Genomic DNA, 26,642 nt, shown 5'->3' with positions numbered 1-26,642 from the left:
CACCAGCGTCTATAAGGCGCGAACCTTGGAAGGCCGCTGTGACTCGGTTGGGTTTACGCGAAGGAGGAGCGCCGCAACTTTATGCCGAAACTGCCGCCGATAGTTGGGATCGGCGCCTCCGCCGGTGGGTTGGAAGCGCTGCAGAATTTCGTGCATGCCGTGCCGAACGATTCCGGCATCGCCTATGTGGTCGTTCAGCACCTCGCGCGCGACCAGCCCTCGATGATGGACAAGCTGCTTGGCGCCCATACGCCCGTGCCGGTCAGCCGGATCGAGGATGGCGGCGCCATCGAGCCCGACCACATATATGTCATTCCGCCGGGCGCCTTCCTGCAGATCGAGGATGGCCACTTCAACCTCACCGACAATTCCGTCGAAGAGGGTGTGCGCACCCCGATCGACAAGTTCTTCACCTCGCTCGCCGAAACGGCGGGCCGTCATGCCTTTGGCATCGTGCTCTCGGGAACCGGCTCTGACGGTACGATGGGCGTGCGGGCGATCAAGTCGGCCGGCGGCGTCGCCATCGTGCAGGAAAGCAAGTCCGCCCGCTTCCCCGGCATGCCCGACAGCGCAGCAGCGACCGGGCTGGTGGATTTCGTGCTGCGACCGGACGACATGCCACAGAAGGTGCTGGAGATCGTCGACCATCGCCGCCAGATCGAGCGCGGCACGGGCCGCGAAGTGATGCTGGAGGAGATTGAGGCGCGCCTGTCCGACATCCTTGAATGCCTCAATTCGGAATCGGGCCATTCCTTCTCGGGCTACAAGCCCGGCACATTGATCCGCCGCGTGGCGCGCCGGATGACGCTGCTGCGGCAAAGCACCGTCGATGGCTATATCGCCACGCTGAAAGACCGGCAGGACGAGCGAAATCACCTGACGCAGGACTTTCTGATCGGGGTGACGCAGTTCTTCCGCGACCCCGAAAGCTACCTGGTCGTGCGGCGCGAGGCCCTGCTCGCCCTGCTGAAGACCGACAGTTCCAGCTTCCGCATCTGGGTGCCCGGCTGCTCGACGGGGGAAGAGGCCTATTCGCTGGCCATCCTCATCAACGAGCTGATGGAGGAGCAGGGCGACACGCGGCCCTGGAAGATCTTCGGCACCGATATCGACCTCGATGCCCTGCGCCACGCCCGCGCCGGCCGCTATGCCGATTCCGCCGTCGAGGTTCTCTCCGAAGAACGGCGCGAGAAGTTTTTCGCGCGAGAAGAATCTCATTGGGTCGTCCGCCAGGGCCTGCGCGAGATGTGCGTGTTCGCCCCGCACAACCTGATACAAGACCCGCCCTTCTCGAAGCTCGATCTGGTCTCGTGCCGGAACGTGATGATCTACCTCAACGCCGACAGCCAGGAATCGCTGCTGCCGCGCTTTCACTATGCGCTTAATCCTGGCGGCTTCCTCTGGCTTGGGCCTTCGGAAACGCTTGGCCGCAACGAGCGCTACTTCAACACGATCGACCGCACCGCCCGGCTCTTCTCGCGCGATGACAGCCACACCCCCAGCTTCTCGGCCCTCTCGGCGCGGCCCGCCAAGATCAGCACCGAGAGTGAGGTGGCCCGTGTCTTCGTCGAATCCGGCGGCCTGCCCCGGTCCAACAACAGCATCGAGCTGCAGGCCGAGCAGGCCTTTCTCGCCACTGCCGCGCCGCCCTTCGCGGCGATCAACCGGCAGAACGAGGTCGTCTACCAATCCGAAGCGATGACGCGCTTCGTGCGCCCCGCCCGCGGCGCCGTCAGCAGCATGATCGACGATTACCTCGCGCCCGAGCTGCGCCTGCCGGTGCATTCCATCGTCTCGCAAACGCGCGAGAGCGGCGAAGGCAGCGAAGTGCAGAACATCGTCGCCGAAGTGGGCGGACACACTAGGCTCTTCGATCTGTCGGTGCAGCCCTTTGGCGATAAGGAGGACCTGATCCTTCTGACGATCCACGAGGTGCGCCAGCGCGACCTCTCACAGATCGAGACGAACGGCATGCGCGGCGCGCAGGTCGAGAATTACGAGCGCGAGCTGCTGCTGACGCGTAAGCGACTCTCCACCGTCCAGCACGAATACGAGAGCGCCGAGCAGGAGCTGCGGGCTACCAACGAAGAGCTGCTGTCGATGAACGAGGAGCTGCAAAGCTCCAACGAAGAGCTGGAGACCAGCCGCGAAGAGCTGCAATCGATCAACGAAGAGCTGGAGACGATCAATGCAGAGCTCAGCGAGAACAACCGCCAGCTCGCCCGCGCCAACAGCGACTTGAAGAACCTGCTGGAAAGCACCGATATCGCGACGCTTTTCATCGATCAGAACGATTGCGTGCGCCTGTTCACGCCCGAGCTGTCGCGCCTGTTCGGCGTGCAGGAGCGCGACATCGGCCGCTCGATCCACGATCTGGCGACCAAGGTGGATTACCCGCAATTGCGCGAGGATGCCGCCCAGGTGCAGCGCAGCCTGCAGCCCACCGAGCGCGAGCTGCGGGTGCCGGCGACGGGTGAGACCTTCCAGAGCCGCGTGCGCCCCTATCGCACGGTCGACAACCGGCTCGACGGCGTCGTCATCACCTTCGTCGACATCACCTCGCGCAAGAAGCACGAACGCCAGCTCGAAGAGAATGCCCGCGTGCTGCGCGAGCAGTATGCCGAGCTTGAGCGGCTGTACGACACCACGCCCGTCGGCCTCTGCCTGCTAGACCGCGACCTGCGCTGGCTGCGGATCAACCCGATGCTGGCCGAAATCAACGGCTTCTCGCCCAACGAGCATATCGGCCGCAAGCAGGAGGATCTGATCCCCGAGGTGCACGCGGGCATCGCCGATATCCAGCGCCAGGTGCTGCAAACCGGCAAGCCGGTGCTTGGCGTGACGGTGCGGGGCGAGACCAAATCGAACCCCGGCGACATGCGCGAGTGGATCGACGATTTCTACCCGGTAATGGCCGACGGAAAGGTCTTCGCCGTGGGCTGCGTCGTGCGCGATGTCACCCAGCAAAGGTCGCTGGAAAGACAGGTCTTCGAGAACGAAGCGCGGATGCGCCGGATCTTCGACCAGGCGCCCATCGCCATCTCGATGCACGAGGGCCCCAACTTCGTGACGACCTATTCCAACGCCCGCAGCGACAAAGAGCTGGGCGGGCGCCAGATCCTCGACCTGCCGCTCGCCGAAGCTCTGCCTGAGCTGGCAGGCGGCTCTCTGCTGAAGCGGATGAAGCATGTCTACGAGACCGGCGAGCCCAGCTCGCTGGATCAGCACGATTCCGTCACGACCGTCCGGGCCAAGAATGGTCAGCGCGTGATCTTCAACAACGTGCTGGAGCCTTGGATCGGCCCGGATGGAAAGGTGATGGGCGTCGTTTCCTTTTCGCTCGACATCACCGACCAGGTGCTCTCGCAGGAGCGTGACGAGGCGCACCGCGCCCGGCTGCAGCGCCTGCAGGACAGCCTCAACGCCTATGTCGCCCTCCTCTCGGCCGATGGCACCCTCTTGGAGGTGAACGCCGCTGCGCTCGAGCGGGGCGGTGTGACCCGCGCCGAGGTCGTCGGCCAGAAGTTCTGGAACACCTTCTGGTGGGCCTACAGCGCAGAGGCCCAGGCGCAGGTGAAGCGTGCCATCGCCCTGGCCGCCACCGGCGAGAATGTACGCCAGGATGCGACAGTCCGGATCGAGGGCGGCGGCAAGATCATCATCGATTTCCAGCTCGTGCCCGTCACCGACGAGACCGGCGAGGTGATCGAGATCGTGGCCTCTGCCATCGACATCACCGAGCGCGAGCGGGCCATCGAGCGCAAGGATGTGCTGCTGGCCGAGCTTGAGCACCGGGTGAAGAACATCCTCGCGACGGTGCAGAGCATCGCCCGCTTCACCGCGCGCATGTCGACAACGAAAGACCAGATGGCGAGCAGCCTGCTGGCGCGGCTGGGTGCGATCTCGCGAACCCACGATTCGCTCACCGCCGGCGACTGGGGCGGCCAGACCCTCAGCGAGCTCGCCACGGCCGAGGTGGCGCCTTACGTGGGCGAAGACGGCAGCCGCTTCCACTATACGGGCGACGACCTGCACCTGCAGCCGAAGATCGCGCTGTCGCTGGGGCTGGCCTTGCATGAGCTGGCCACCAACGCCGCCAAATACGGCGCCTTCTCCACGCCCGAGGGCAGCGTCGAGCTGGCCGTCGAGGCCGAAGATGGCCAGTACCGCCGCATCGAATGGCGCGAAACCAACGGGCCCAGCGTGGCAGAGCCCGACCATCAGGGCTTCGGCTCTTTCCTCATCGGAACGCTATTGAAACGGGAACTCAAAGCCGAGATCCGCGTTCAATACGAAATCGATGGCCTGAGATGCGTCATCCTGAACGAAGAGGGCGCTAAAAATTCCGGCGATCGACAGCGATAATGATGGTGCAGCGGCGGCCGGGAGCGATCTTCCTGCCGCCTCACGTATTTTGGTGGTGGAAGACGAGATCCTCATCGGCATGGATCTTGTCATGACGTTGGAGGAATGGGGCTACGTGGCAGACGGCCCGCATGCCAACCCCAGCGACGCCATCGGCGCCATAGAGAGCTTCGCGCCGGATGTTGCCATTCTCGATGTGAACCTCGGCAATGGCGCCACCTCGATGCCCATCGCCGAGAAGCTGCAAGAGCGCGGCACTCCCTACCTCTTCGTCACCGGCTACAACAGCGCCCGCTACGCAGCCTCATCCAGCATCGAGGCCGCCCCGAACCTGCGCAAGCCGGTGAACGAGGCTCAGCTGCGCGCCAAGCTCAAGGAAATACTGGCCGGCAACAACGAGAGCTGAGGCCAGCCTCACGCCCCCGGCAGGTCGCCATCGCCCCCGTACCAGGGCTGAGGCGTACCGCTGGCTTTGCAGATCTCGCGCAGTGCCGCCTGCAGCCCCTCCTCCAGCGTCGGGTGATAAAACGGCTTCTCCAGCAGCTCCGACGCTGTCTTGCCGTCGGCAATCGCCCAGGCGAGCAGATGGGCGAGGTGCTCGCCCCCCGGCGCGCAGATCGTGGCGCCAGTGAGCCGCCCGCTCTTCGCCTCGGCATGGATATGCACCAGCCCCGCAGCCTGACCCATCGCGCGGGCCCTGCCCTGCGTGCTGTAGTCGGCGCGCCCGGTGACGATGCCGGCCTCGTCCTCCTCCGGGATAACGCCAACCTGCGCCGCCTCGGGCCGCGTATAGGTGACGGCCATCTGAACCTTGCGCTCAGAGCGTTCGATGTTTGGAAAGACAGCCGCATTGTGCCCGGCGATGGTGCCCTCGTCGGAGGCCTCGTGCAGCACCGGGCGGCTGACGGAGGCATCGCCGGCGAGAAAGATCGCGGCCTCGCCGCATTGCATGGTGGCCGGGTCGAAGAGGGGAGTGCCGTGGTCGTCCAGCTCCAGCCCCGTGGTGTCGAGCTGCAGCCTCTCGAGGTTCGGGGGCCGGCCCGCAGCGACGAGCAGCTGGCTGACCTCAACTTCGCCGCCCTCCCAGCTCAGCCGCACACCGGCGTCGCAGGGTTCGGCCTTGGGCGTGGTGCCCAGATGTATGGGAAAGCCCATAGCGGCCTTCAGCACGTCGGTGGCCTCAGGCGGCATGGCGGCGAGCTTGTCCGCCGCGTCGAAGAGCGTCACCGCCACCCCCAGCCGGCTTAGCGCCTGCGCCAGCTCAAGCCCCAGCGGGCCGGCGCCGATGACGCCGAGCGAGGCGGGCAGATCGGGCATGTCGAAGATGGTCTCACTGGTGAGCACCCTCTCCTTCACGGCATCGAAGGCGGAGGGCACGGCGGGCGAGGCCCCCGTCGCGATGACTATCGCGCGGGCCTGCACCCTGTTGCCGTTGTCCAGCGCCAACTCGTTAGGCCCTGTGAAATGCGCGCGAGCGCGGATCTTCGCCTCGTCGGGCAGCTCCGCGATGTTGTCGCGCACGCCACCCGCGAACTCGTCGCGCAGCGCCTGAACCCTCGCCATCACCGCTTTGCCATCCACCTGCGGCACGGCGTTCACGCCGAAGGTCGACGCCCCCCGCACCGCAGCCGCCGCATCCCCCGCCGCGATAAGCAGCTTCGAGGGCATGCAGCCGGCATACGCGCAGGTGGTGCCGCGAAACTCCGGGTCGATCAGCAGGGCCCAGGCACCGGCTGAGCGGGCGGCGCGGAAGGCGGCCAGCCCCGCCGTGCCCGCCCCGATGATCGCCACATCCGCTTCATGCCGTGCCATGCCTGTCTCCCCTGAGCTTGAGTGAAGGCAACGGCGGCCTGGGCGGGGCGGTTCCTCACATCATGGGAATGCCGCCCGTCACCGCGATGGTGGCGCCGATGGTGTAGCTGGCGCGGTCATCGGCCAGCATCACATAGGCGCTCGCCAGCTCCGCCGGCTGGGCCGGGCGCTTCATGGGGCTCTGCTCGCCGAAATGCGCCACGCTGTCCGCCGGCAGGGTCGCGGGGATCAGCGGCGTCCAGACGGGGCCGGGGGCGACGCAATTCACCCGGATGCCGCGCTCGGCCAGCATCTGGGCGAGACCGTTGGTGAAGTTCTGGATCGCGCCCTTGGTGGTCGCATAGGCCAGCAGCCCCGGGTTGGGCTTGTCGGAATTGATCGAGGCGGTGTTGATGATGCTGCCGCCTTTGCCCATCACCGGCGCCGCCGCCTTGGCGAGATAGAACATCGCGTGGATGTTGATGGCGAATGTATTCTCCCACTCCTCGTCCGACAGATCCTCGAACTCCGAGACATGCGCCTGGTGCGCGGCGTTGTTCACCAGGATGTCCAGCCGCCCGAAGGCCTCCATCGTCTCGCGCACGAGGGCGCGGCAATGGTCGGCCTCGGCGATGTTGCCGGGCACGATGTAGCAGCGGCGCCCGGCCTCTTCGACCAGCCGGCGCGTCTCGGCGGCCTCGTCGTCCTCATTGAGGTAGGAGATCAAAACGTCCGCCCCCTCGCGGGCATAGGCCAGCGCCACAGCCCGCCCGATGCCGCTGTCGCCGCCGGTGATGAGCGCGGCCTTGCCTTCGAGCCGGCCCGAGCCGGTGTAGCTCTCTTCGCCGTGGTCTGGGCGCGGCTGCATCTTCTCGGTGGTGCCGGGCATGTCCTGCTTCTGTTCGGGGAAGGGCGGCGTCGGATAATCGGTCATCGGGGCTCTCCTCGTCTGGATGTCGCCAGCAAAACGGCCCCGCCCGGCTGCCCGTTCCCCGCGCGCGCCTAACAATTGAGGGTTTGATTTGCGGGCCCCCGGTGCCACGCTCCCCTCAGGCGGCTGTCGAGGAGGACATATGGCCGCCGGGATTATGGGAGGAGAAATCCATGCTTTCACATGCAAGGCACGGGGCGGCGCTGGCTGTCTCGGCCCTGGCGCTCATGGGCGGCCAGGCTTTCGCGCAGGATCAAAGCGCCGCAGAGGCGCTCATCGCCGAGGTGGCCGCGGCCATGGGCGGTGCCGAGCGCCTGCAATCGCTGGACAATATGGTGATGACGGGCTTCGGCCAGCGCGTCTACCAGAACGGCGGCGGCTTTCTGACCGGCGAAGAGCACGTGCCGCCGAAATGGCAGAGCGTCTCCGACGCACAGCGCAGCTGGGATCTGGCCGGCGGCCGCGCGCTGAACCAGGAGAGGCGGGCCTACCAGTTCCCGTTCGCGGGCGAGTTCGGCCTCAACTGGGCGCGCACCAACGAGCTGCAGACCGGCAACGCGATGCTCGACCACCCGCTCCCCGCCGTGCTCGCCGCGCTGGACGAGGGCACCGAGCTTGGCCCCGTGAGTGTGGAGGACGGCCTCTCCATCGTGCAGTTCACGCCCGAGGGCGGCATGCCGCTCTGGATGGCGGTGAACCCGGCGGACGATCTGCCGGCGTGGCTGCGCTACACCGGCCCGAGCGCGACGCTGGGTGAGGTGGCCCACACCGTCTACTTCACCGGCTACCTGCCAGTCGATGGCGTGCAGCTGCCCACCGGCATCATGGCCGAGATGGACTGGCGCGATCAGGTGGAGCTGATGTTCCAGGTCGACAGCTACCGGCTGGACGTGCCCGAGGCCGAGATGCCCGCCTTCCCCGAGCCGCCCGCCACCGCCTCTGCCGCGCCCGAAGCCCCGCAGGCGGACGTGACCGAGGTCGCACCGGGCGTTTGGGACCTGCGCGTCAACGGGCCCTTCGGCGGCGCGGGCGGCGCAGTGATCGAGTTCGCCGACCACCTCGTCATGTTCGAGGCCTATGGCAGCGAGGCCGACACGTTGGCCCGCATCGACGCCGCCAACGAGCTGGTGGAGGGCAAGGAGGTGACGCATGTCATCGTCAGCCACCACCATTTCGACCATACGGGCGGGCTGCGCGCCGCCGTCTCGCGCGGGCTGATCGTGGTGGCGGAGCGAGGCAACCGCGAGATCTTCGAAGAGATGGTCTCACGCCCTGCCCCCAACTTTCCCGACGCGCAGGCCCGCGAGATGCGACCGCTGGAGTTCATGCCGGTCGACGAGCATCTGGTGCTGGAGGACGAGACGCGCCGGCTCGATGTCTACCACACGATCGGTCACTACCACATGGCCGACGGCGTCTTCGGCTGGCTGCCAGAGGAGCGCATCCTGATGGAGGGCGACTTCGGCGACCTCTCGTGGCAGTACCATTTCTGGGCCAGCGCAGCGATGGCGAACGTCGAGGCCTACGGGCTCGACCCGGCCACCAACATGCCCGTGCATGGCAGCGTGACGAGCTGGGACGAGGCGCAGGCAGCCATCGCCGAGCAGGTCGCCGCGGCGCAGGCCTTCTGCGAGCGCACGCGCAGCGCCGGCGTCTATCAGAACGGCTGTCCCGTGCAGTCAGACAACACGGGCGCTCTGCCCCTGCCCGGCGCCGACTGAAACAGCAGCGGGCGGCCCCTGTGGCCGCCCGCTCGCCTCATTCGAACGCGATCCGCACCGGCGCGTGGCGCTGCGGCTCGGGGGGCCAGAAGCAGCGGGTCTCCTGCACCACCTCTTCCAGCTCCTGCGGCCCGGCATCGATGGCGAGCGCCACTGTCAGCCGCTTGCCGCCGTGCTCGCGCTGATAGGCGCAGATGCCAGGGGGCGCCGGGTGGCGCTTGTATCCGCCGGAGAGGAAGACATCCGGGTGCTCCCGCCGCAGGCAGAGCAGCGCCCGCGTCAGGCTGAGCTTGTCGCGGTCGAGCTTGCGGGGCAGCACCGAGGGGTCGCTCAGCGCCTTCTGCCGCAGCTCGAAATCCACCGCGCGGCGGTTGTCGGGGTCGGTCAGCGCGTGGCTGGCGATCTCGCAGCCCTGGTAGATGTCAGGGATGCCCGGCACGGTGAGCTTCAGCGCCGTCTGCACCAGCGACAGCCTGTCGGCCGAGGTGATGATGGCATCCACCTCCCGCGCGTGATGCGGGAAATGGGCGGCGAGGCGGCGCACGAAGCTCTGCGCGGCCTCTTCGAGCTCGAGGTCAGGCGCTGTCCAGAAGCTTTCGCTCTTGGCCTCGCGGAGGGCCTTCACCACGTGGTCGGCCAGCCGCTGCGCCATGTCGCCATCGCCCGGCTCCATGGCGAGGAAGGTCTGGCTGACATACCAGACGAGGTTCGCGTTCAGCCGCTTCGGCGCGAAGCCCTGGCAGATGCGGAACCAGCCCTCGTAGCATTCCGGCTCGAAGGTGATGGCGGCGATGCGCGTGCGGGCATCCTCGCTACGCTTGGTGTCGTGGCTGGAGGTCAGCGACAGGCCATGCGGCATGTGATCGGCGCGCCGCTCCATCGCGCGGTGAAAGCCCTCGATGCCGAGGGGGTCGTCATCGGGCTCGCCCCCCACCTCGTTGGCCGAGAGCAGGCGCACCTCGCGGAAGAAGGCGGTGTCTTCGGCGCTCTTGGCGACGGCGGCGCCGGTCACCTGCTGCAGCCGCAGCCGCAGCCGCGCCGTCTCGGGCACCGCCCGCGTAAGCACATCGGCGAGGAAGGGCAGCGCGCCGGGGTCGAGCAGCCGCTCGGCGGCGCGCTCGGCGGTGTTGATCACCAGTGCCTTGTCGGCCTCGAAGATGCGCCCCTCGGTCATGTAGCTGCGGTAGCGCGGGAAGGCGGCGATGAACTCCAGCAGGGCGTTGCGCAGCGTTTCGGGGCCAAACTCGCGGCCGCGGGGATCGTTCGCCGCGACTTCGGCGAACATATGCTGCAACGTCCAGAGCTCGGCGCCCAGATCCTGCGTCATCACCTGCTTGCGGGCGCGGTAGATCACCTCGTCGACGGAATCGGTACGCCCCGTCGCCTCGCGGTAATCCTCCTCGATCCGATCCAGCCCCTCGCGGTTGGTCAGCAGGCGCGACAGGGCGCGGGCGACGACGTAGCCCGTCGTCCCCTCAACCGGCCAGCTTTCAGGCAGGCGCTCGGGGCCGGAGAGGATCTTCTCCACCCAGATCGGCGTGTCGGGCACGCGGGCGCGCAGCTTGTCGAGATAGGCGGCGGGGTCGTTGAGCCCGTCGATATGGTCGATGCGGATGCCGGTGACGATGCCCTCCTCCACCAGCTGGAAGAGCAGGCGGTGCACATCCTCGAACACCTCGTCCTCCTCCACCCGCACGCCGACAAGGCCGGTGACGGCGAAGAAGCGGCGATGGCTGAGGATGTCGTTCTCGGTGCGCCAGTGCACGAGCTGCCAGGGCTGCTCGTCGTGCAGGGCGCGGAGGGCATCGGCATCGCCACTGCGGGCGGCCTCCAGCGAGGCGGTCTCGGCCAGCGGCACCTGCAGGCCGCCGGTGTCGAGCACCGGGCCGTCGGGGCTGTCCTGCACCGAGAGCGAGCCCAGCACGTCTTCGAACGGCGCCGGCAACCACGGCAGGCGGATGCGGCCGGCGGCGGGGTCGAGATCGAAATGGCCGGCGTAGCGGCTGCTCGCGCCGTGGCGCAGCACGTCGCGCAGCCAGGGCGTGTCGACGGAAAAGGCCATGTGGTTGGGCACGATGTCCAGCACCAGCCCGAGGCCCTTCTCCTTTAGCGCAGCAGATAGGCGGCGCAGGCCCTCGATGCCGCCAAGATCGGGGTCGATCTCCCCGGGGTCGGTGACGTCATAGCCGTGGGTCGAGCCGGGCGTCGCCGTGAACAGGGGCGAGGCGTAGAGATCCGAGATACCAAGCTCGGCCATGTAGGGCACGAGGCTGGCGGCGCGGTCAAAATCCATTCCCTGACGGAATTGCAGGCGGTAGGTCGCTGTGGGCAGTCTCATTGTGCAATCGCCAGATAATGGGCGGCAGAGCGCGGCGCGCCCGGCTCGCCGGTGCGGTGGATTTCGTCGCCGGTTGCCGGCGGCAGCTGTTGGGCGCTGTCGGAAAAGTTCGCGCGAAGCTGCAGCAGCGCGCCGTCCAGGTGCCAATCGACGGCCAGCACGCCGCCCTCTGCCGCGATAAGCTTGCCGGAATGGCCTGCCGCCCCGGCCAGGCGCGGCACGATATGGCGGGCGCGCAGGTCGAGCAGCGTCTTGAACCGCTCGGCATAGCCCCGGCCCTCCGCCGACTCTCGGCGGGCGGGATCGAGCTTGCAGGCGAGGAAGGTCGCCTCGTCAATCGGGTCGGGGACCGTCTCGCCAGAGAAGGACTGGAAGGCCGCGAATTCCTCTGCCCGGCCCTTGCGCACCATCTCGTCCAGCTCGCCGCCGAAATGGGCGAAGAAGGTGAAGGGCCGCGTCTCGCCGTATTCCTCGCCCATGAAGACCAGCGGGATATGCGGCGAGAGCAGCAGGATCGCTGTGAGCGCGGCCAGCGTGTCTTCATCCGTCAGGCTGATGAGCCGTTCGCCCAGCGCGCGGTTGCCTGTCTGGTCGTGGTTCTGCAGGAAATCGACGAAAGCCGTCGGCGGCAGATGGGCGGAGGGTTTGCCGCGCCCGCCCTCGCCCTGAAAGGCGAAGCCCTCGGCCAGCGCGCGGCCCAGATGGCGCAGCGGGTCATCGGCGAAGTCGCCGTAGTAGCCCTCGCTTTCACCGCTGGCGAGCACATGTGCCGCGTTGTGGAAATCGTCGTTCCATTCGCCGCTGTGATGCGTGATGCGCCCGTCCGCCGCCCGCTCGTGCAGATGGGTGACGTTGCGGTTGTCTTCCGTCGTCAGGTGGATCTGGCGAGTGCCGGTGCTGGCGCGCAGCTCTTCGGCCAGCTCGATCAGCAGCTCGGGCGAGCTGGGATCAACGATCTGGTCGATGGCATCGAGGCGCAGCCCGTCGAAGCCGAACTCGCGCACCCAGTAGAGCGCGTTCTCGATGAAGAAGCGGCGCACGGGCGCCTGCGTGTAATCGATGCCGGCGCCCCAGGGCGTGTGGCGGGATGCGTCGAAGAAGTCAGCGGCATAGGCGTGCAGGTAATTCCCGTCAGGCCCGAAGTGGTTGTAGACGACATCGAGAAGCACCATCAGCCCGCGCTCATGCGCAGCATCGATCAGCGCGGCGAGATCATCGGGCGAGCCGTAGGTGTTGTGCGGGCAATAGGGCAGCACGCCGTCATAGCCCCAGCCGCGATCTCCGCCGAATTGCGCCAGAGGCAGCAGCTCGATGGCGGTGATGCCGAGGGCGGCGAGACGGTCGAGCTCGCCGATGGCAGCGCGGTAGGTGCCGGCCTCGGTGAAGGTGCCGAGATGCAGCTCGTATATCACCGCCTCTTCCCAAGCCCGGCCCGCCCAGGGAGCGGGCGTACGCGGCGCTGTCAGCAGCGAGGGACCGTGGACGTCACCCTTCTGCCGGCGGGCGGCAGGGTCCGGCACGGTGGTGCCATCCGGCAGCACATAAGCGTAGGCATCGCCCTCCACCGCGTCGGCGGTGAGGGTGAACCACCCCTCCCCCTCTGCCGGCATCGGATGATCCGTGTCGTACAGGCGCAGGGCCAGGCGCTCGCAGCCCGGCGCCCAGAGGCGGAAGCGCCACTGGCCGGGGCCTGCGGGGATGGCGCCCCAGCTATAGTCGCTGGCGTCAGCCACGGGTTTCGGTCTCCAGCAGCACGAAGGAGCGGGCGTTGAGATGCAGCGTCTCTCCTACCATCTCCAGCTCTGCATAGGCGTCGGCGAGACCGGTTTCGGTATCCACAAGCCGGCGCCACTGCCGGTCGGAGTCTCCCGGCAGGGTATAGGCGATGTCGGTGTCGGAGGCGTTGAGCGCCATGAAGAGGAAACTGCCGCCCTCGTGCAGCAGCAGCCCCACAGCCCGCGCCTCGCCATTTCCCCAATCGCCGTCGTTCATCTCTTCGCCGTCGGGGCGCATCCATTTGGCGAAGCGCCCCTGGCGGGCATCCTTGCCGGCATGGAGGTATCGCTCCGCCAGGAACAGCCCGCGCGAGGCCCGGATCTCCAGCAGCGAGCGGGTGAATTCCTCGAAGGCGAGGTTGTTCTCGCTCGGCGACCAGTCGAGCCAGTTCATCTCGCCCGGCTGGCAATAGGTGTTGTTGTTGCCGTGCTGCGTGCGGCCGCGCTCGTCGCCCATCAGGATCATCGGCGTGCCCTGGCTGAAAAGCATCGTCGCCATCAGGTTGCGGCGCTGCTTGTCGCGAAGGGCGTTGATCTCGGGGTCGTCCGTCGGCCCCTCGACGCCGCAGTTCCACGAGACGTTGTTGGAATTGCCGTCGCGGCCCTCCTCACCGTTCTCCTCGTTGTGCTTCTCGTTGTACGAGACGAGGTCCATCAGCGTGAAACCGTCATGGGCGGTGACGAAGTTGACGCTGGTCCAGGGCCGCCGGCCGGCCTTCTGGAACGTATCGGCAGAGCCGAGAAGGCTGCTCGCCATGTCCGGCAGCTTGCCGGCATCGCCCTTCCAATAGGCGCGGGTCGTGTCGCGATACTTGTCATTCCACTCCGCCCAGCCGGGGGGGAAGTTGCCCACCTGATAGCCGTTGGGGCCGGTGTCCCACGGCTCGGCGATCAGCTTCACCCCGGCGAGGATGGGGTCTTGCCGCACCGCCTCCAGGAAGATCGCATGTTCGGAGTAATTGTCGCGGTCGCGGCCGAGCGTGGTGGCGAGGTCGAAGCGGAAGCCGTCGACATGGCATTCCTCAACCCAGTAGCGCAGGCTGTCCATCACCATCTGCAGCACGCGGGAGTTGCGCAGGTTCAGCGAGTTGCCGGTGCCGGTGGTGTCGAAGTAATAGCGCGGGTCGTCGGCGAGCGTGTAGTAGCTGGCGTTGTCGATGCCACGGAAGCTCAGCGTCGGGCCCATCTGGTTGCCCTCGGCGGTGTGGTTATAGACCACATCCATGATGACCTCGATTTCCGCCTCATGCAGGCGGCGAACCATCAGCTTGAACTCGTGCAGCGAGCCATTGTCCGTCAGGTAGCGCGGCGCCGGCGCGAAGAAGCCGAGCGTCGAATAACCCCACCAGTTCACCAGCCCTTTGTCGACGAGATGTCCCTCGTCATAAAACGCCTGGATCGGCAGCAGCTCGATGGCGGTGACGCCGAGATTGACGAGGTGGTCGATCACCCGCGGATCGGCCAGCCCTTCGAAGGTACCGCGGAGCTGCGGGTCGATGTCCTGCCGCCCCATGGTGAGGCCGCCGACATGCGCCTCGTAGATCACCGTCTGCGCCCAGGGCACATCGGGGCGGTAGTCGTTGCCCCAGGTATGGGCGTTATCGACGACCACGCATTTCGGCATGACGAAGGCAGAATCCCTGCGGTCGAAGGACAGATCCGCCTGATGGCCGCTCATCCGGTAGCCGAAAAGCGCCGGGTGCCAGCGGATATTGCCGTAATGCTGCAGGGCATACGGGTCCATCAGCAGCTTGTTGGGGTTGAAGCGATGCCCCGCCTCGGGCGCGTAGGGCCCGTGCACCCGGTAGCCGTAAAGCTGGCCGGGCCGCACGTCGGGCAGATAGCCGTGCCAGACCTGGTGGGTGTATTCCGGCAGCTCGATCCGTTCGATCTCGCGCCGCCCACGGCTGTCGAACAGGCAAAGCTCGACCTTTTCGGCATGGGCCGAGAACAGGGCAAAGTTGGTGCCCGTCCCGTCCCATGTGGCGCCAAGCGGCACGTCGGAGCCGGCCAGAACAGGCCGCCCCGTGACCACGGAAGGAGAATTCATGCAGGTTTACTCCGGAGAGAGGAACAGCGTGCCAAGCGGTGGCAGGGTCAGCGACGCCGAAGCCGGCAGCCCGTGCAGCTCTTCTGTAACGGCGGTGACGGCCCCACCGTTCCCTGCGCCCGAACCACCATATGTTGGTGCGTCCGAATTGAGACGCTCCACCCAGCGGCCCGCCTGCGGCATGCCCAGCCGATAGCCCTCGCGGGTGACCGGCGCCATGTTGCAGATGACGACCACAGGCTTGGTGCCGTCTTCGCCGTAGCGGACGAAAGAGAACACGTTGTTCTCGGAATCCCCGCCCTCGATCCAGCGGAAGCCTTCCGGCACGCAGTCGCGCTGATGCAGCGCCGGCTCGTCGCGGTAGAGGTGGTTGAGGTCACGCACCAGCTTGCGCAGGCCGTCGTGGTGGCCGTCTTCCAGCAGGTGCCAGTCGAGGCTCTGGTCGTGGTTCCATTCACGCTCCTGCCCGAACTCGCCGCCCATGAAGAGCAGCTTCTTGCCCGGGTGGCCCCACATGAAGCCGTAATAGGCGCGAAGGTTCGCGAACTTCTGCCAGCGGTCGCCCGGCATCTTGCCCAGCATCGAACCCTTGCCGTGGACGACCTCGTCATGGCTCAGCGGCAGCACGAAGTTCTCGGAGAAGGCATAGACCAGCCCGAAGGTCATCTTGTGGTGGTGATACTTCCGATGGATCGGGTCTTGCTGCATGTACTCCAGCGTGTCGTGCATCCAGCCCATGTTCCACTTGAAGTCGAACCCGAGCCCGCCGTCATTCACGGGGCGCGAGACGCCCGGCCAGGCGGTGCTCTCTTCGGCGATGGTCATCGAACCCGGCGCATAGCTGCGCGCCACCTCGTTGACGCCCTTCAGGAAGTCGATGGCATCGAGGTTTTCGCGCCCGCCGTAGCGGTTGGGCACCCATTCGCCGTCGTTGCGCGAGTAATCGAGGTAGAGCATCGAGGCGACGGCATCGACGCGCAGGGCGTCAACGTGAAGTTCCTTCAGCCAGTAGGTCGCCGACGAGCGCAGGAAGTTCGCCACCTCCTGCCGGCCGAAATTGTAGATCAGCGTGTTCCAGTCCTTGTGGAAGCCCTGCCGCGGGTCGGCATGCTCGTAGAGCGCGGTGCCATCGAAATTGCCGAGGCCGTGGGCATCGGTCGGGAAGTGCGCGGGCACCCAGTCTACGATGACGCCGACGCCGGCATTGTGCAGCTTGTCGACCATCCGCGCGAAATCTTCGGGGTTGCCGAAGCGCGAGGTGGGGGCGAACATGCCGACGGGCTGATACCCCCACGAGCCGGAGAACGGGTGCTCGGAGACGGGCAGGAACTCGACATGGGTAAAGCCCATCTCGCCCACATAGGTGATCAGCTCCTCGGACAGCGCGTCGTAGCTGAGCATCTCGTTCTCGAGCGTGCGCCGCCACGAGCCTAGGTGCACCTCGTAGATACTGATCGGCTCGCGGCTCTGGTTGGCCGGGCGGGCGGCGATCCAGCCGTCATCCGTCCATTCATGGCGCGGCAGGCCGTGCACGACCGAGGCCGTCATCGGCGGCAGCTCGGCGGCGAAGCCCACAGGGTCGGCCTTCAGCGGCTGGGTGTGGCCATAGGCGCCGAGGATCTCGTATTTATAGATCTCCCCCTGCCCCAGCCCCGGGATAAACAGCTCCCAGACGCCGGTGGCGCCGCGGCGGCGCATCGGATGGCGGCGGCCGTCCCAGGCGTTGAAATGGCCGACAACGGAGACGCGGCGCGCATTCGGCGCCCAGACGGCGAAGGTCGTGCCCTCGACGCCGCCATGCGTGGTGGGATGCGCGCCGAGGCGGCGGTATAGCTCCTCGTGGCGGCCCTCACCGAGCAGATACTCGTCCATCTCGCCCAGCACGGGGCCGAAGGAATAGGGGTCGAGCAGCTCCCACTCATGCCCCTGCGCGTTGCGGAACTTGAGGCGATAGTCGAACTCGCGGCGCTTCTTCGGCATCTCGCCGTGAAAGAAGCCGTCCGTCCGCAGCTTCTCCAGCTCGGCCACGGGCTTGCCCTTGCTGTCGAGCACCGTCACCGCCGCCGCGTCGGGCGAGAAGACAGAGACGGTGACAGGGCCCTTCTCTGCCTGGTGCATGCCCAGAATGCGGAAGGGGTCGCCGTGCTGGCCCCGCAGGATCGCCTCTACATCGTTCTGATGCGGGGCATGTTCCGGCCAGCTTGTCTCGTTCGTCGCGTTGGTCGTATCGGTCATGAGTTACCTTCCTGCTCCAGCCTTGTGGCAAGAGCGGCCAGTCCGATGTCGAGCCACGTGGGCCGCATCGCGAGTTCGTAGCCAACCTGATAGGCGGCCTTCTGAATGTAGAGCGCATCGAGCATCGCCGCCGCGAAGGCGGGATTGTCGGGATGCGCGCTGCTTTCGGTGATCGCCGCGGCATAGGCCTCGTGCAGCTCGGCCGAGGCGCGGGCGTGCCAGTCTTCGATCTTGGCGGCGGCCTCGTCCTCATCGCCGGCGGCCTGGCGCGTCCATTTGCGGGCCGAGAAGGCGGCGTAATCCAGCGAATGCACCATGCCGGCCAGATCGCGCAGCGGCGAGGCCTTGGCGCGGCGCTCCGCCACGCTGCGGCGGGGTTCGCCCTCGAAGTCGATGATCATTACGTCGTTCTGCGCCACGAGCACCTGCCCGAGGTGATAATCGCCGTGGATGCGCGTCAGCGCCCCCGACGGCGTCATCTCTTTTAGCGAGGCGACGCGTTTTTTCAGCGCCGCGCCGCCGGCCTGCACGCGGGCGGCCAGTTCTGCCGTCTCATCGGCGAGATCCGTGGTGGCCGCGAGGCTGGCGAGCACATCGTCCAGCTCGGCGATCACCTCGTCGCTGAAGGCGGCCAGGCGTTCGGGCGTCATCGGCTCGGGCGCGAAGTCCGGCTCGGTGCCCTTCGACAGCGCCACGTGCATCTGCGCGGTGCGGGTGCCGATGAGCGGGGCCAGGTCGAGCCCCGGCAGATACGGATCGGGCGAGCCATCGTCGATGGAGCTTTCGGCCACCAGCCGTTCAAGGCCATCGGTCACCGCCGCCCAGGCGTCGCCCTGGTTGCGCACGAAGGCGAAGGCGGCGCCAAGGCTGACCCGCTCACCGTCTTTCGGCTGGAAGGCCAGCTCGCCAAGGAAGGCGGGCGTGCCGTCGAAGCCGCCCGGACCGGTGAGGAAGCGCGACACCTCGATATCGGGCTGCACGCCGGGGCGCAGGCGCCGGTAAAGCTTGAGGATCGCCTTGTCGGAGAAGGCCATCGTGGCGTTCGATTGCTCGACATTGAGCAGCCGCGCCTCACCGGCATCCTCGATGCTGTCCATCGCATCGACGCGGTCGAGCAGCACAGAGCCGCCCTCGGCCGGCAACTCGCCGCCTTTGCGCAGCGCCTCGAAGAGGCCGGTCATGGCCGGCACATCGGCCGTGCCGTCGATCAGCCCGCCCACGGAGGGGCCGCGGCGCAGCTTCGACAGGGTGTAGCCCAGCGTCGGCGAGCCGAAGGAGACGTTATCCTCCCCCCAGAGCGCGGCGAGCGGCAGCAGATATTGCTGCGTCTCGTCGTCGAGATCGACATCGAGCAGCGCCAGCGCGGCGCGCCCATCCTCCAGATCGGCCAGCGGCGCGATCTTGGTGGATTTGATCGTCTTGTCCTTGGCGGCAAACCAGCGCTGGATCGGCAGGTAGCTCGGCAGAACGTCGCTCTGCAGCATCCGCCCCTCGCGGCCCGTCAGCGCACTGCTCACCCGGCCATCGCGCGAGGTTGTCAGCGTCAGGAATTCCGGCAGGATCTCCTGCGGGGCCGTGCGCCAGCTCGGCGCCTCTGCCTCGTCGGCCAGCTCGAACCAGTAAAAGCCATAGGCCGGCAGCGTCACCAGATAGGGCAGTGCGCCGATGGGCGGGAAGGCCGAATGGCCCGTCAGCTCGATCGGCACGCGGCCGGCATAGGCGCCAAGGTCGATCTCGACCGCCTGCGCCTGACGCGACAGGTTGGCGACGCAAAGCACCGCCTTGTCCTCATACTCGCGGATATAGGCCAGCACCTTGCGGTTCTTCGGGTAGAGCAGCCGCATCTCGCCGCGGCCAAACACATCGTGGTTCTGCCGGACGGCGACCATGCGGCGCATCCAGTTGAGATATGACGACGGGTCTTGCGCCTGGCTTTCGACATTGCGCGCCTCGAAGCCGTAGATCGCATCCTGGATCGTTGGCAGGTAGAGGCGCTGCGGATCGGCGCGCGAGAAGCCGGCGTTGCGGTCGGGCGACCATTGCATCGGCGTGCGCACGCCGTCGCGGTCACCGAGATAGATGTTGTCGCCCATGCCGATCTCGTCGCCGTAATAGAGGATGGGTGTCCCCGGCATCGACATCAGCATCGAGTTCAACAGCTCGATCTTGCGGCGGTCGTTCTGCAGAAGCGGCGCGAGGCGGCGGCGGATGCCCATGTTGATCCGCGCGCGCTTGTCGGCGGCATAGGTCTCCCAGAGGTAATCCCGCTCCTTGTCGGTCACCATCTCGAGCGTCAGCTCGTCGTGGTTGCGTAGGAAGATCGCCCATTGGCAATTGTCGGGGATGTCCGGCGTCTGGCGGATGATATCCGTGATCGGGTGCCGGTCTTCCTGCGCGACGGACATGTACATCCGCGGCATCAGCGGGAAGTGGAAGCCCATGTGGCATTCATCGCCCTCGCCGAAATAGGGCCGCGTATCCTCGGGCCACTGGTTGGCCTCGGCCAAGAGCATCTTGTCGTCGTAATGCTTGTCTAGATCGGCGCGGATGGCTTTGAGAATGTCATGCGTCTCGGGCAGGTTCTCGTTGTTCGTGCCGTCCCGCTCGACGAGATAGGGGATCGCGTCGAGCCGCAGCCCGTCGACGCCCTTGTCGAGCCAGAAGTGCATGACGTCGAGCACCGCCTCCATCACCTTCGGATTGTCGAAGTTGAGGTCCGGCTGGTGATCGAAGAAGCGGTGCCAGTAGAATTGCTCGGCGACCGGGTCCCATGTCCAGTTGCTGTCGTGGGTGTCGTTGAAGATCACCCGCGTCTTGTCCATCCACTTGGTCGGATCGTCGGACCAGACGTAGAAGTCCCGCTCCGGGCTGCCCTTGGGGGCGTGCCGGGCGCGCTGGAACCATTCGTGCTGGTCGGAGGTGTGGTTGATGACGAGCTCGGTGATGACCTTCAGGCCACGCCGGTGCGCCTCCGCCACGAAGCCCTCGAAATCCTCCATCGTGCCGTAGGAGGGGTTCACCTCCTTGAACTCGGCGATGTCGTAGCCGTCATCGCGGAGCGGCGAGGGGTAGAAGGGCAGAAGCCAGACGGCGGTCGCCCCCAGCTCCTGCACATGATCGAGACGCGACATGAGGCCGGCGAAGTCGCCCATGCCGTCATTGTTGCTGTCTTGGTACGCCTTCACGTGCAGCTGGTAGATGATCGCGTCCTTGTACCAGTCTGCGGCGACGATCCCGTCCTGCGGGGCGTTTTGCTCATCAAGGCTCATACGGCACCTCCCGGCGGGATCAGTTTCCAGATGGCATAGGGGCGGTTCTGCGGGTCTAGGGTGAGCATGTGGTCCTTGCCGTGCCAGGTGAAGCGATTGCCGTGAATGGCGTCTTCTACCTCGATTGAGCCGTTATCGGGCAGGCCGAATTCCCAAAGCGGCACTTCAAAATCGAACTGAGCCCCGGCCTGCGGGTCGATCAGAACGTGGAAGAGCAGATAATTGCGGCTCGCCTCGTCGAAGCGGCCGTAATAGAGAACCCGGTCGTCATGGGCGGTGAAGAACTTCAGGTTGAGGTAATCCTTCATCGCCGGATTGTCGCGGCGGATCTGGTTGATGAGGCGGATATCGTCCTTGATGTTCCCCTCGGCATCCCAGTCGCGATGGCGGATCTCGTATTTCTCGCTGTCGAGATATTCCTCCTTGCCGGGCAGCGGCGCCGCCTCGCAAAGCTCGAAGCCGGAATACATGCCGTAGGAGCCCGACAGGCTCGCGGCCATGATGAGGCGGCTGCGAAAGCCGGGGCGGCCGGAATATTGCAGGAAGATCGGGTTGATGTCGGGCGTGTTGACGAAGAAATTCGGCCGCATGAAATGGCGGCTTTCCTCGGTCGTCAGCTCGGTCAGATATTCCTGCAATTCGGCCTTGGTGTTGCGCCAGGTGTAATAGGTGTAGCTCTGGTTGTAGCCCACCTTGGCGAGGCGCTTCATCACCTTCGGGCGCGTGAAGGCCTCCGATAGGAACACCGTCCCCGGATATTGGGCCCGCACCTCGGCGATGATCCATTCCCAGAACGGGAAGGGCTTGGTGTGCGGGTTGTCGACGCGGAAGTTCGGCACGCCCTTTTCCGCCCAGAACAGAAAGAGATCGCGGATCGCCTCCCAGAACGGCGCGTTGGGCTGGCCGTCGTCGAGGTAATAGCGGAAATTGACGATATCTTCGTATTTCTTCGGCGGGTTCTCGGCGTATTTGATCGTGCCATCCGGGCGCCGCTCGAACCAGTCGGGATGCTCCTCGATCCACGGATGGTCGGGAGAGGCGTTGAGCGCGATGTCCATCGCCAGCTCGATGCCCTCGGCCTTGGCGGCGGCAACCAGAGCGGCGAAGTCATCAAAGTCGCCCAGCTCGGGGTGCAGCGCATCCATCCCGCCCTCGGGCGAGCCGATCGCATAGGGCGAGCCCACGTCGCCCGGCTCGGCCTTCAGCGAGTTGTTCTTGCCCTTGCGGTTGCTCGTGCCGATCGGGTGGATCGGCGGGAAATAGAGCACATCGAAGCCCAGATCCTTCACATACGGCAGCCGCCCGATCACGTCGCGCAGCGTGCCGTGCTGGCCCTCGGGGCCGGCGGAGCGCGGGAAGAGCTCGTACCAGGCCGAGAAGGCGGCGCCTTCGCGGTCGACCCAAACGGGCAGCTCGGGGCTCTCGGTCACATTGGCGCGGGGCCCGTGCTTCGCCATCAGCGCGTCGGTCTCGTCCGAGAGCAGCACCGAGGTATCTCCGGCCTTGGCGGCGCGGGCGAGCGACGTCATCTCCGGCGCCGCACCGTTCACCCGTTCGATCAGCTGCGCGGCCTCCTGCACCTCGACGGAAACATCCTGGCCGGCGACGACCTTCTTGCGGGTGTCGCGGGCCCAGGTGCCCCAAAGATCGCGCCACGCGATTATGTGAAAGCGCACCGGGCCGACCTTATTAAAGGTCACCTCGGCCGACCAGCGGTCGTTGACGCCCTTGGTCATGGGGTGTTCTGCCCCGCCCGCCACAACGGCGGCGCCGAGCACCTCGTGCCCGTCGGCGAGCACGTCGGCTTCGACGGTCATGGGCCATCCGGCCACGGATTTCGCGGCAAAGCGCCCGGCGTCGATTTCGGGCGAGATTGCCTCGATAGCGAGCCTTTTGGCGGCAAGATTCTGGAGATTCTCGTTGGTCGTGGTGCGGCTAGGCTTGGCCTGCATTGCAGTTTCGCTCCGTCCCGTCCCTGTTGTGCGGCTTGAGAGACCCAAGCCGCTTTGGAAGGTAAACTAGCCTGAATGGCGCGTGGTTCCACCCTGCCCTCGTCCGGGCCCAAATAAGCCCCTCCCCTTCGCGCGCTGCCTATAAGGCGGGACATTTGACCGCAGGACGCCCCAGAAAAGGCAGCCTTGGGGGCGTTGACAACGCCGCGGAGGACTGGTCAGAACATCCCGACTGTTTCACTAGGAGAATGTGATGCTCACCTTCCTGCGGCTCACCGCCCCGGCGCTGGTCGCCGCCCTGCCCGCCGGCTCGGCGCTGGCGCAGGCGGCCTCCGACTATCCCGTGACCATCGAACATGCCCTCGGCACGACCGTGCTGACCGAAAAGCCCGAGCGCATCGCGACAGTGCAATGGGCCAACCACGAGGTGCCGCTGGCGCTCGGCGTCGTGCCCGTGGGCTTCGCGGCCGCCAACTTCGGCGATGACGATGGCGACGGCCTGCTGCCCTGGGTTTCCGAAGCGCTGGAGGAGCTGGGCGCCGAGGTGCCGGTGCTGTTCAACGAGGGCGACGGGATTGACTTCGAGGCGGTGGCCGCGACGAACCCCGACGTGATCCTCGCCGGCTATTCCGGCCTCTCCCAGGAAGACTACGACACGCTCAGCCAGATCGCTCCGACAATCGCCTACCCTGAGGCGCCCTGGGCGACCGACTGGCGCGACACGATCCGCATCAATGCCGCCGGCATGGGCATGGCCGAGGAAGGCCAGGAGCTGATCGCCGAGATCGAAGGCGAGATCGACGAGGCCGTCGCCGCCTACCCGGTGCTGGCCGGCAAGGAGGTGATGTTCATCACCCATCTCGACACCACCGACCTCTCGGTGATCAACTTCTATTCCGACAACGACACGCGGGTGAAGTTCTTCGAGGATCTCGGCCTCGCCATGCCGCAGAGCGTCATCGACGCCTCCGAGGGCGGCTCCTATTCCGGTTCAATCTCGGCCGAGCAGATCGACGCCTTCGACGATGTCGATCTGGTGGTGACCTATGGCGGGCAGGAGCTGATCGATGCGCTGAACGCCGACCCGCTGACCTCTAAGATGCCCGCCGTCGCCAACGGCGCCATCGTCACGCTGGGCAATGACCCGCTCGGCACCGCCGCCAACCCGACGCCGCTGGCGATCTCCTGGGTGCTGGACGATTACGTCGCCCTGCTCGCCGGGGCGCTGGACGGTGCCGAATAGGGCCGCCTTGTCCGAGATGACCATAGGGGCGCCGGCCTATCGGCGCCCCCCGGCCGTAAGAGGGCTGTGGCTGCTGGTGGTGGTCATGGCCCTTCTTGCGCTTTGCGCCCTCTCGGTGGCCATCGGCACGCGCCACGTCGCCCTTGCCGACATCTGGGCGGGGCTGCAGGGCCGGACGGACACAATCGCCGAGGCCGCCGTCGCAAAGCGGATCCCGCGCACCCTTCTGGCGGCGCTGGCGGGCGGCGCGCTGGGGCTGTCCGGCGCGGTGATGCAGGGCATCACGCGCAACCCGCTGGCCGACCCGGGGCTGCTGGGCGTCAACATGGGCGCGGCGCTGGCGGTGGTGCTGGGCCTGGCCTGGTTCGGGCTGGCGAGCCTGACCGCCTATATCTGGGTGGCCATCGGCGGCGCAGCGGTGACGGTGGCCTTCGTCTATGCCATCGCCTCGGTCGGCCCCGGCGGGGCGACACCGCTGAAGCTGGCGCTGTCGGGCGTCGCGACCTCTGTCGCCTTCTCCTCGTTCATCACCGGCATCGTACTGCCGCGCAACGATATCTCCGGCGGCGTGCGCGCCTGGCAGGTCGGCGGCGTCGGCGGCGCGAGCTATGAGGCGATCTGGCAGGCCCTGCCCTTCCTCGCCGTCGGCCTGGTCATCTGCCTGCTCTCTGCCCGCCGGCTGAACTCGCTGGCGCTGGGCGACGAGCTGGCCGCCGGCCTTGGCGAGCGCGTCGCCCTCGCCCGCGCCAGCGCCGCCATTGGCGCGGTGCTGCTTTGCGGGGCCACGACGGCGATCTGCGGCCCCATCGGCTTCGTCGGTCTCGCCGTGCCGCATCTTTGCCGCCTGCTCGTCGGCGTTGATCACCGCTGGCTGCTGCCGTTCTCCGCCCTCACCGGCGCCGGGCTGCTGATCGCCGCCGATGTGCTCGGCCGCATCGTCGCCCGGCCGAGCGAGCTCGACGTGAGCATCATCACCGCCTTCATCGGCGCGCCCATCTTCATCTGGATCGTCCGCCGCCAGAAGGTGCGCGAGCTATGAGCCTCGCGACCCTCAGGACCGGCCCCGCCCCCCTCACCGGCAGCGCCGCCGATACGCTGGCGCTCGGCCGCCGCCGCCGCAACGCCCGGCGCCGCATCGCCATCGGCACGCTTCTCGCGCTGCTCGTCATCCTCTTCGCGCTGACGCTGATGCTGGGGCAAAGCTTCACGCCGCCGGGCGACGTGCTGCGGGTGCTGCTCGGCCAGGACGTGCCCGTCGCCTCGTTCACCGTCGGCACCCTCCGCCTGCCTCGCGCGACGCTCTCCGTCATCGCGGGCCTGAGCTTCGGCATAGGCGGGGCCGCCTTCCAGACGATGCTGCGCAACCCGCTGGCCAGCCCCGACATCATCGGCATTTCCTTCGGCGCCAGCGCCGCCGCTGTTGTGGGCATCGTCTTCTTTGGCCTCACCGGCGGCGCCGTCTCGCTGCTCGCCATCATCGCGGGGCTCGGCGTGGCGCTGCTGATCTACGGGCTGTCGTTCAAGGGCGGCGTCTCGGGCGCCCGGCTGATCCTCATCGGCATCGGCATGGCCGCGATGCTGGAGAGCGTCATCTCCTACGCTCTGCTCAAGGCTACCGCCTGGAACCAGGCCGAGGCGATGCGCTGGCTCGCCGGATCGGTCAACGGCGCCACCCGGGGCGAGATCCTGCCCGCCGCCGCCGCGCTGGCGGTGTTCGGTGGTATCCTCCTCACCCGCGCCCGCGACCTAGAGGCGATGCGCCTTGGCGACGATGCCGCCGCCGCGCTCGGCGTGCGCGTAGGGGCGGCGCGGATCACCGTGCTTGTCGCCGCCGTTGGCCTGGTCGCCTTCGCCACCGCCGCCTCGGGGCCTATCGCCTTCGTTGCCTTCCTTTCGGGCCCCATCGCCGCGCGCCTCACCGGCCCCGGCCGCTCGATGCTGCTGCCTGCCGCGCTGACCGGCGCCGTGCTGGTGCTGCTGGCCGATTACGCCGGCCAGTTCGCGCTGCAAAGCCGCTACCCCGTGGGCGTGGTGACCGGCGCGCTCGGGGCGCCCTATCTCATCTATCTCATCGCCCGCTCGAACCGGGCCGGAGGCACCTCATGAATACGGGCCAGCATCTCAGCACGCATGACCTCTCCGCCGGCTATGCCGAGCGTGCCATTCTCGATGGCATCGACCTGTCGCTGCCGCCCGGGCGCGTCACCGCCATCGTCGGCGCCAATGCCTGCGGCAAGTCCACCCTGCTGCGCGCCATGTCGCGCCTTCTGAGCCCGCGCGCGGGGCAGGTGTTGCTCGACGGGCAATCGGTACACAAGCTGCCAGCGAAGGAGCTGGCCCGCCAGCTCGGCCTGCTGCCACAATCGCCCATCGCGCCGGAAGGCATCACCGTCGCCGATCTGATTGGCCGGGGCCGCCATCCGCATCACGGCGTCTTCACCCGCTGGAGCCGCGCCGATGACGAGGCGGTGGCAGCGGCGATGGAGGCGACCAAGACGCTCGATCTGGCCGACCGCGCCGTCGACGAGCTCTCCGGCGGCCAGCGTCAGCGTGTGTGGGTGGCGATGGCTCTGGCGCAGGAAACCGGCGTGCTGCTGCTCGACGAGCCGACGACCTTTCTCGATGTCAGCCACCAGATCGAGGTGCTCGACCTGCTGGTCGATCTCAACCGGGCGCGCGGCACGACGATCGTTATGGTGCTGCACGATCTCAACCTCGCCGCCCGCTATGCCGACTATCTGATCGCCCTGGCGCAGGGCCGGGTCTACGCCACCGGCGCGCCCGAGCATGTGCTGACCGAGACGATGGTGCGCTCCGTCTTCGGCCTCGACAGCCAGATCATCCGCGACCCGGTCTCGGGCACGCCGCTGATGCTGCCTATCGGACGTCACCGCATGGCAAAGGCAAGCTGAGCCGGGTAACCGGGCCTTAAGACTGCCGGGGCTACCACGGGGGATGGGAGCCATCGGGAG

15 protein-coding genes are annotated in these 26,642 nt (G+C 67.0%); 7 read left to right on the top strand and 8 right to left on the bottom strand.

Features of this window, described 5'->3' with window-relative positions:
* Positions 1–81 precede the first annotated feature (81 nt).
* Both ACXN5S_RS08485 and ACXN5S_RS08480 read left to right on the top strand, forming a co-directional pair.
* On the top strand, positions 82–4,365 hold the full coding sequence (locus ACXN5S_RS08485) for a chemotaxis protein CheB (protein ID WP_458604988.1): 4,284 nt from the start codon (positions 82–84) through the stop codon (positions 4,363–4,365).
* Between the two features lie 55 nt (positions 4,366–4,420).
* Positions 4,421–4,771, top strand: a complete 351-nt coding sequence (locus tag ACXN5S_RS08480; protein WP_458604987.1) for a response regulator — start codon at positions 4,421–4,423, stop codon at positions 4,769–4,771.
* 8 nt (positions 4,772–4,779) lie between these two features.
* Here ACXN5S_RS08480 and ACXN5S_RS08475 read toward each other — a convergent pair whose 3' ends face one another.
* Positions 4,780–6,177, bottom strand: a complete 1,398-nt coding sequence (locus ACXN5S_RS08475) for a dihydrolipoyl dehydrogenase (RefSeq protein WP_458604986.1) — start codon at positions 6,175–6,177, stop codon at positions 4,780–4,782.
* A 55-nt stretch (positions 6,178–6,232) separates the two neighbouring features.
* Positions 6,233–7,090, bottom strand: coding sequence for an SDR family oxidoreductase (locus ACXN5S_RS08470; protein ID WP_458604985.1), 858 nt, complete (start codon positions 7,088–7,090; stop codon positions 6,233–6,235).
* Positions 7,091–7,260: 170 nt separating this feature from the next.
* On the opposite strand from ACXN5S_RS08470, the gene ACXN5S_RS08465 reads away from it, so the two are divergent.
* Positions 7,261–8,808 (top strand): MBL fold metallo-hydrolase, encoded by a 1,548-nt coding sequence (locus ACXN5S_RS08465; RefSeq protein WP_458604984.1) that lies wholly within the window; start codon positions 7,261–7,263, stop codon positions 8,806–8,808.
* A 37-nt stretch (positions 8,809–8,845) separates the two neighbouring features.
* Here the strand turns inward: ACXN5S_RS08465 and treY are convergent, their stop codons facing one another.
* The 6 genes from treY to ACXN5S_RS08435 are packed head-to-tail and all read right to left on the bottom strand — an operon-like array spanning position 8,846 to position 22,427.
* Positions 8,846–11,146, bottom strand: a complete 2,301-nt coding sequence (gene treY, locus ACXN5S_RS08460) for a malto-oligosyltrehalose synthase (protein ID WP_458604983.1) — start codon at positions 11,144–11,146, stop codon at positions 8,846–8,848.
* Positions 11,143–12,879: a malto-oligosyltrehalose trehalohydrolase gene (gene treZ, locus ACXN5S_RS08455; protein WP_458604982.1), complete on the bottom strand. Its 1,737-nt coding sequence runs from the start codon at positions 12,877–12,879 to the stop codon at positions 11,143–11,145. Before treZ ends, treY begins: the two co-directional genes overlap by 4 nt.
* Positions 12,872–14,971 carry a glycogen debranching protein GlgX gene (glgX, locus tag ACXN5S_RS08450; RefSeq protein ID WP_458604981.1) on the bottom strand — a complete coding sequence of 700 codons (2,100 nt, stop codon included), beginning with the start codon at positions 14,969–14,971 and terminating at the stop codon, positions 12,872–12,874. The genes treZ and glgX overlap by 8 nt, the downstream gene beginning before the upstream one ends.
* Positions 14,972–14,977: 6 nt before the next feature.
* Complete coding sequence (gene glgB / locus ACXN5S_RS08445) at positions 14,978–17,206, bottom strand: 1,4-alpha-glucan branching protein GlgB (protein WP_458604980.1); 2,229 nt, start codon at positions 17,204–17,206, stop codon at positions 14,978–14,980.
* A complete protein-coding gene (treS, locus tag ACXN5S_RS08440; RefSeq protein ID WP_458604979.1) occupies positions 17,203–20,475 on the bottom strand; it encodes a maltose alpha-D-glucosyltransferase in 3,273 nt (1,090 codons plus the stop codon). The genes glgB and treS overlap by 4 nt, the downstream gene beginning before the upstream one ends.
* Positions 20,472–22,427 carry an alpha-1,4-glucan--maltose-1-phosphate maltosyltransferase gene (locus ACXN5S_RS08435; protein WP_458604978.1) on the bottom strand — a complete coding sequence of 652 codons (1,956 nt, stop codon included), beginning with the start codon at positions 22,425–22,427 and terminating at the stop codon, positions 20,472–20,474. The genes treS and ACXN5S_RS08435 overlap by 4 nt, the downstream gene beginning before the upstream one ends.
* Before the next feature lie 253 nt (positions 22,428–22,680).
* Between ACXN5S_RS08435 and ACXN5S_RS08430 the strand changes: the two genes are divergently transcribed.
* The 4 genes from ACXN5S_RS08430 (at position 22,681) to ACXN5S_RS08415 (ending at position 26,582) form a co-directional block, all read left to right on the top strand.
* Positions 22,681–23,670 carry an iron-siderophore ABC transporter substrate-binding protein gene (locus ACXN5S_RS08430; RefSeq protein WP_458604977.1) on the top strand — a complete coding sequence of 330 codons (990 nt, stop codon included), beginning with the start codon at positions 22,681–22,683 and terminating at the stop codon, positions 23,668–23,670.
* An 85-nt stretch (positions 23,671–23,755) separates the two neighbouring features.
* Positions 23,756–24,709 (top strand): FecCD family ABC transporter permease, encoded by a 954-nt coding sequence (locus ACXN5S_RS08425; protein WP_458604976.1) that lies wholly within the window; start codon positions 23,756–23,758, stop codon positions 24,707–24,709.
* Positions 24,706–25,776, top strand: a complete 1,071-nt coding sequence (locus ACXN5S_RS08420; RefSeq protein WP_458604975.1) for a FecCD family ABC transporter permease — start codon at positions 24,706–24,708, stop codon at positions 25,774–25,776. Before ACXN5S_RS08425 ends, ACXN5S_RS08420 begins: the two co-directional genes overlap by 4 nt.
* Positions 25,773–26,582, top strand: a complete 810-nt coding sequence (locus ACXN5S_RS08415) for an ABC transporter ATP-binding protein (protein ID WP_458604974.1) — start codon at positions 25,773–25,775, stop codon at positions 26,580–26,582. Before ACXN5S_RS08420 ends, ACXN5S_RS08415 begins: the two co-directional genes overlap by 4 nt.
* Positions 26,583–26,642: the final 60 nt, after the last annotated feature.

The sequence above is a fragment of the Pseudoroseicyclus sp. H15 genome, from assembly GCF_054353345.1.
This window is presented reverse-complemented; position numbering and strand designations above follow the sequence as displayed.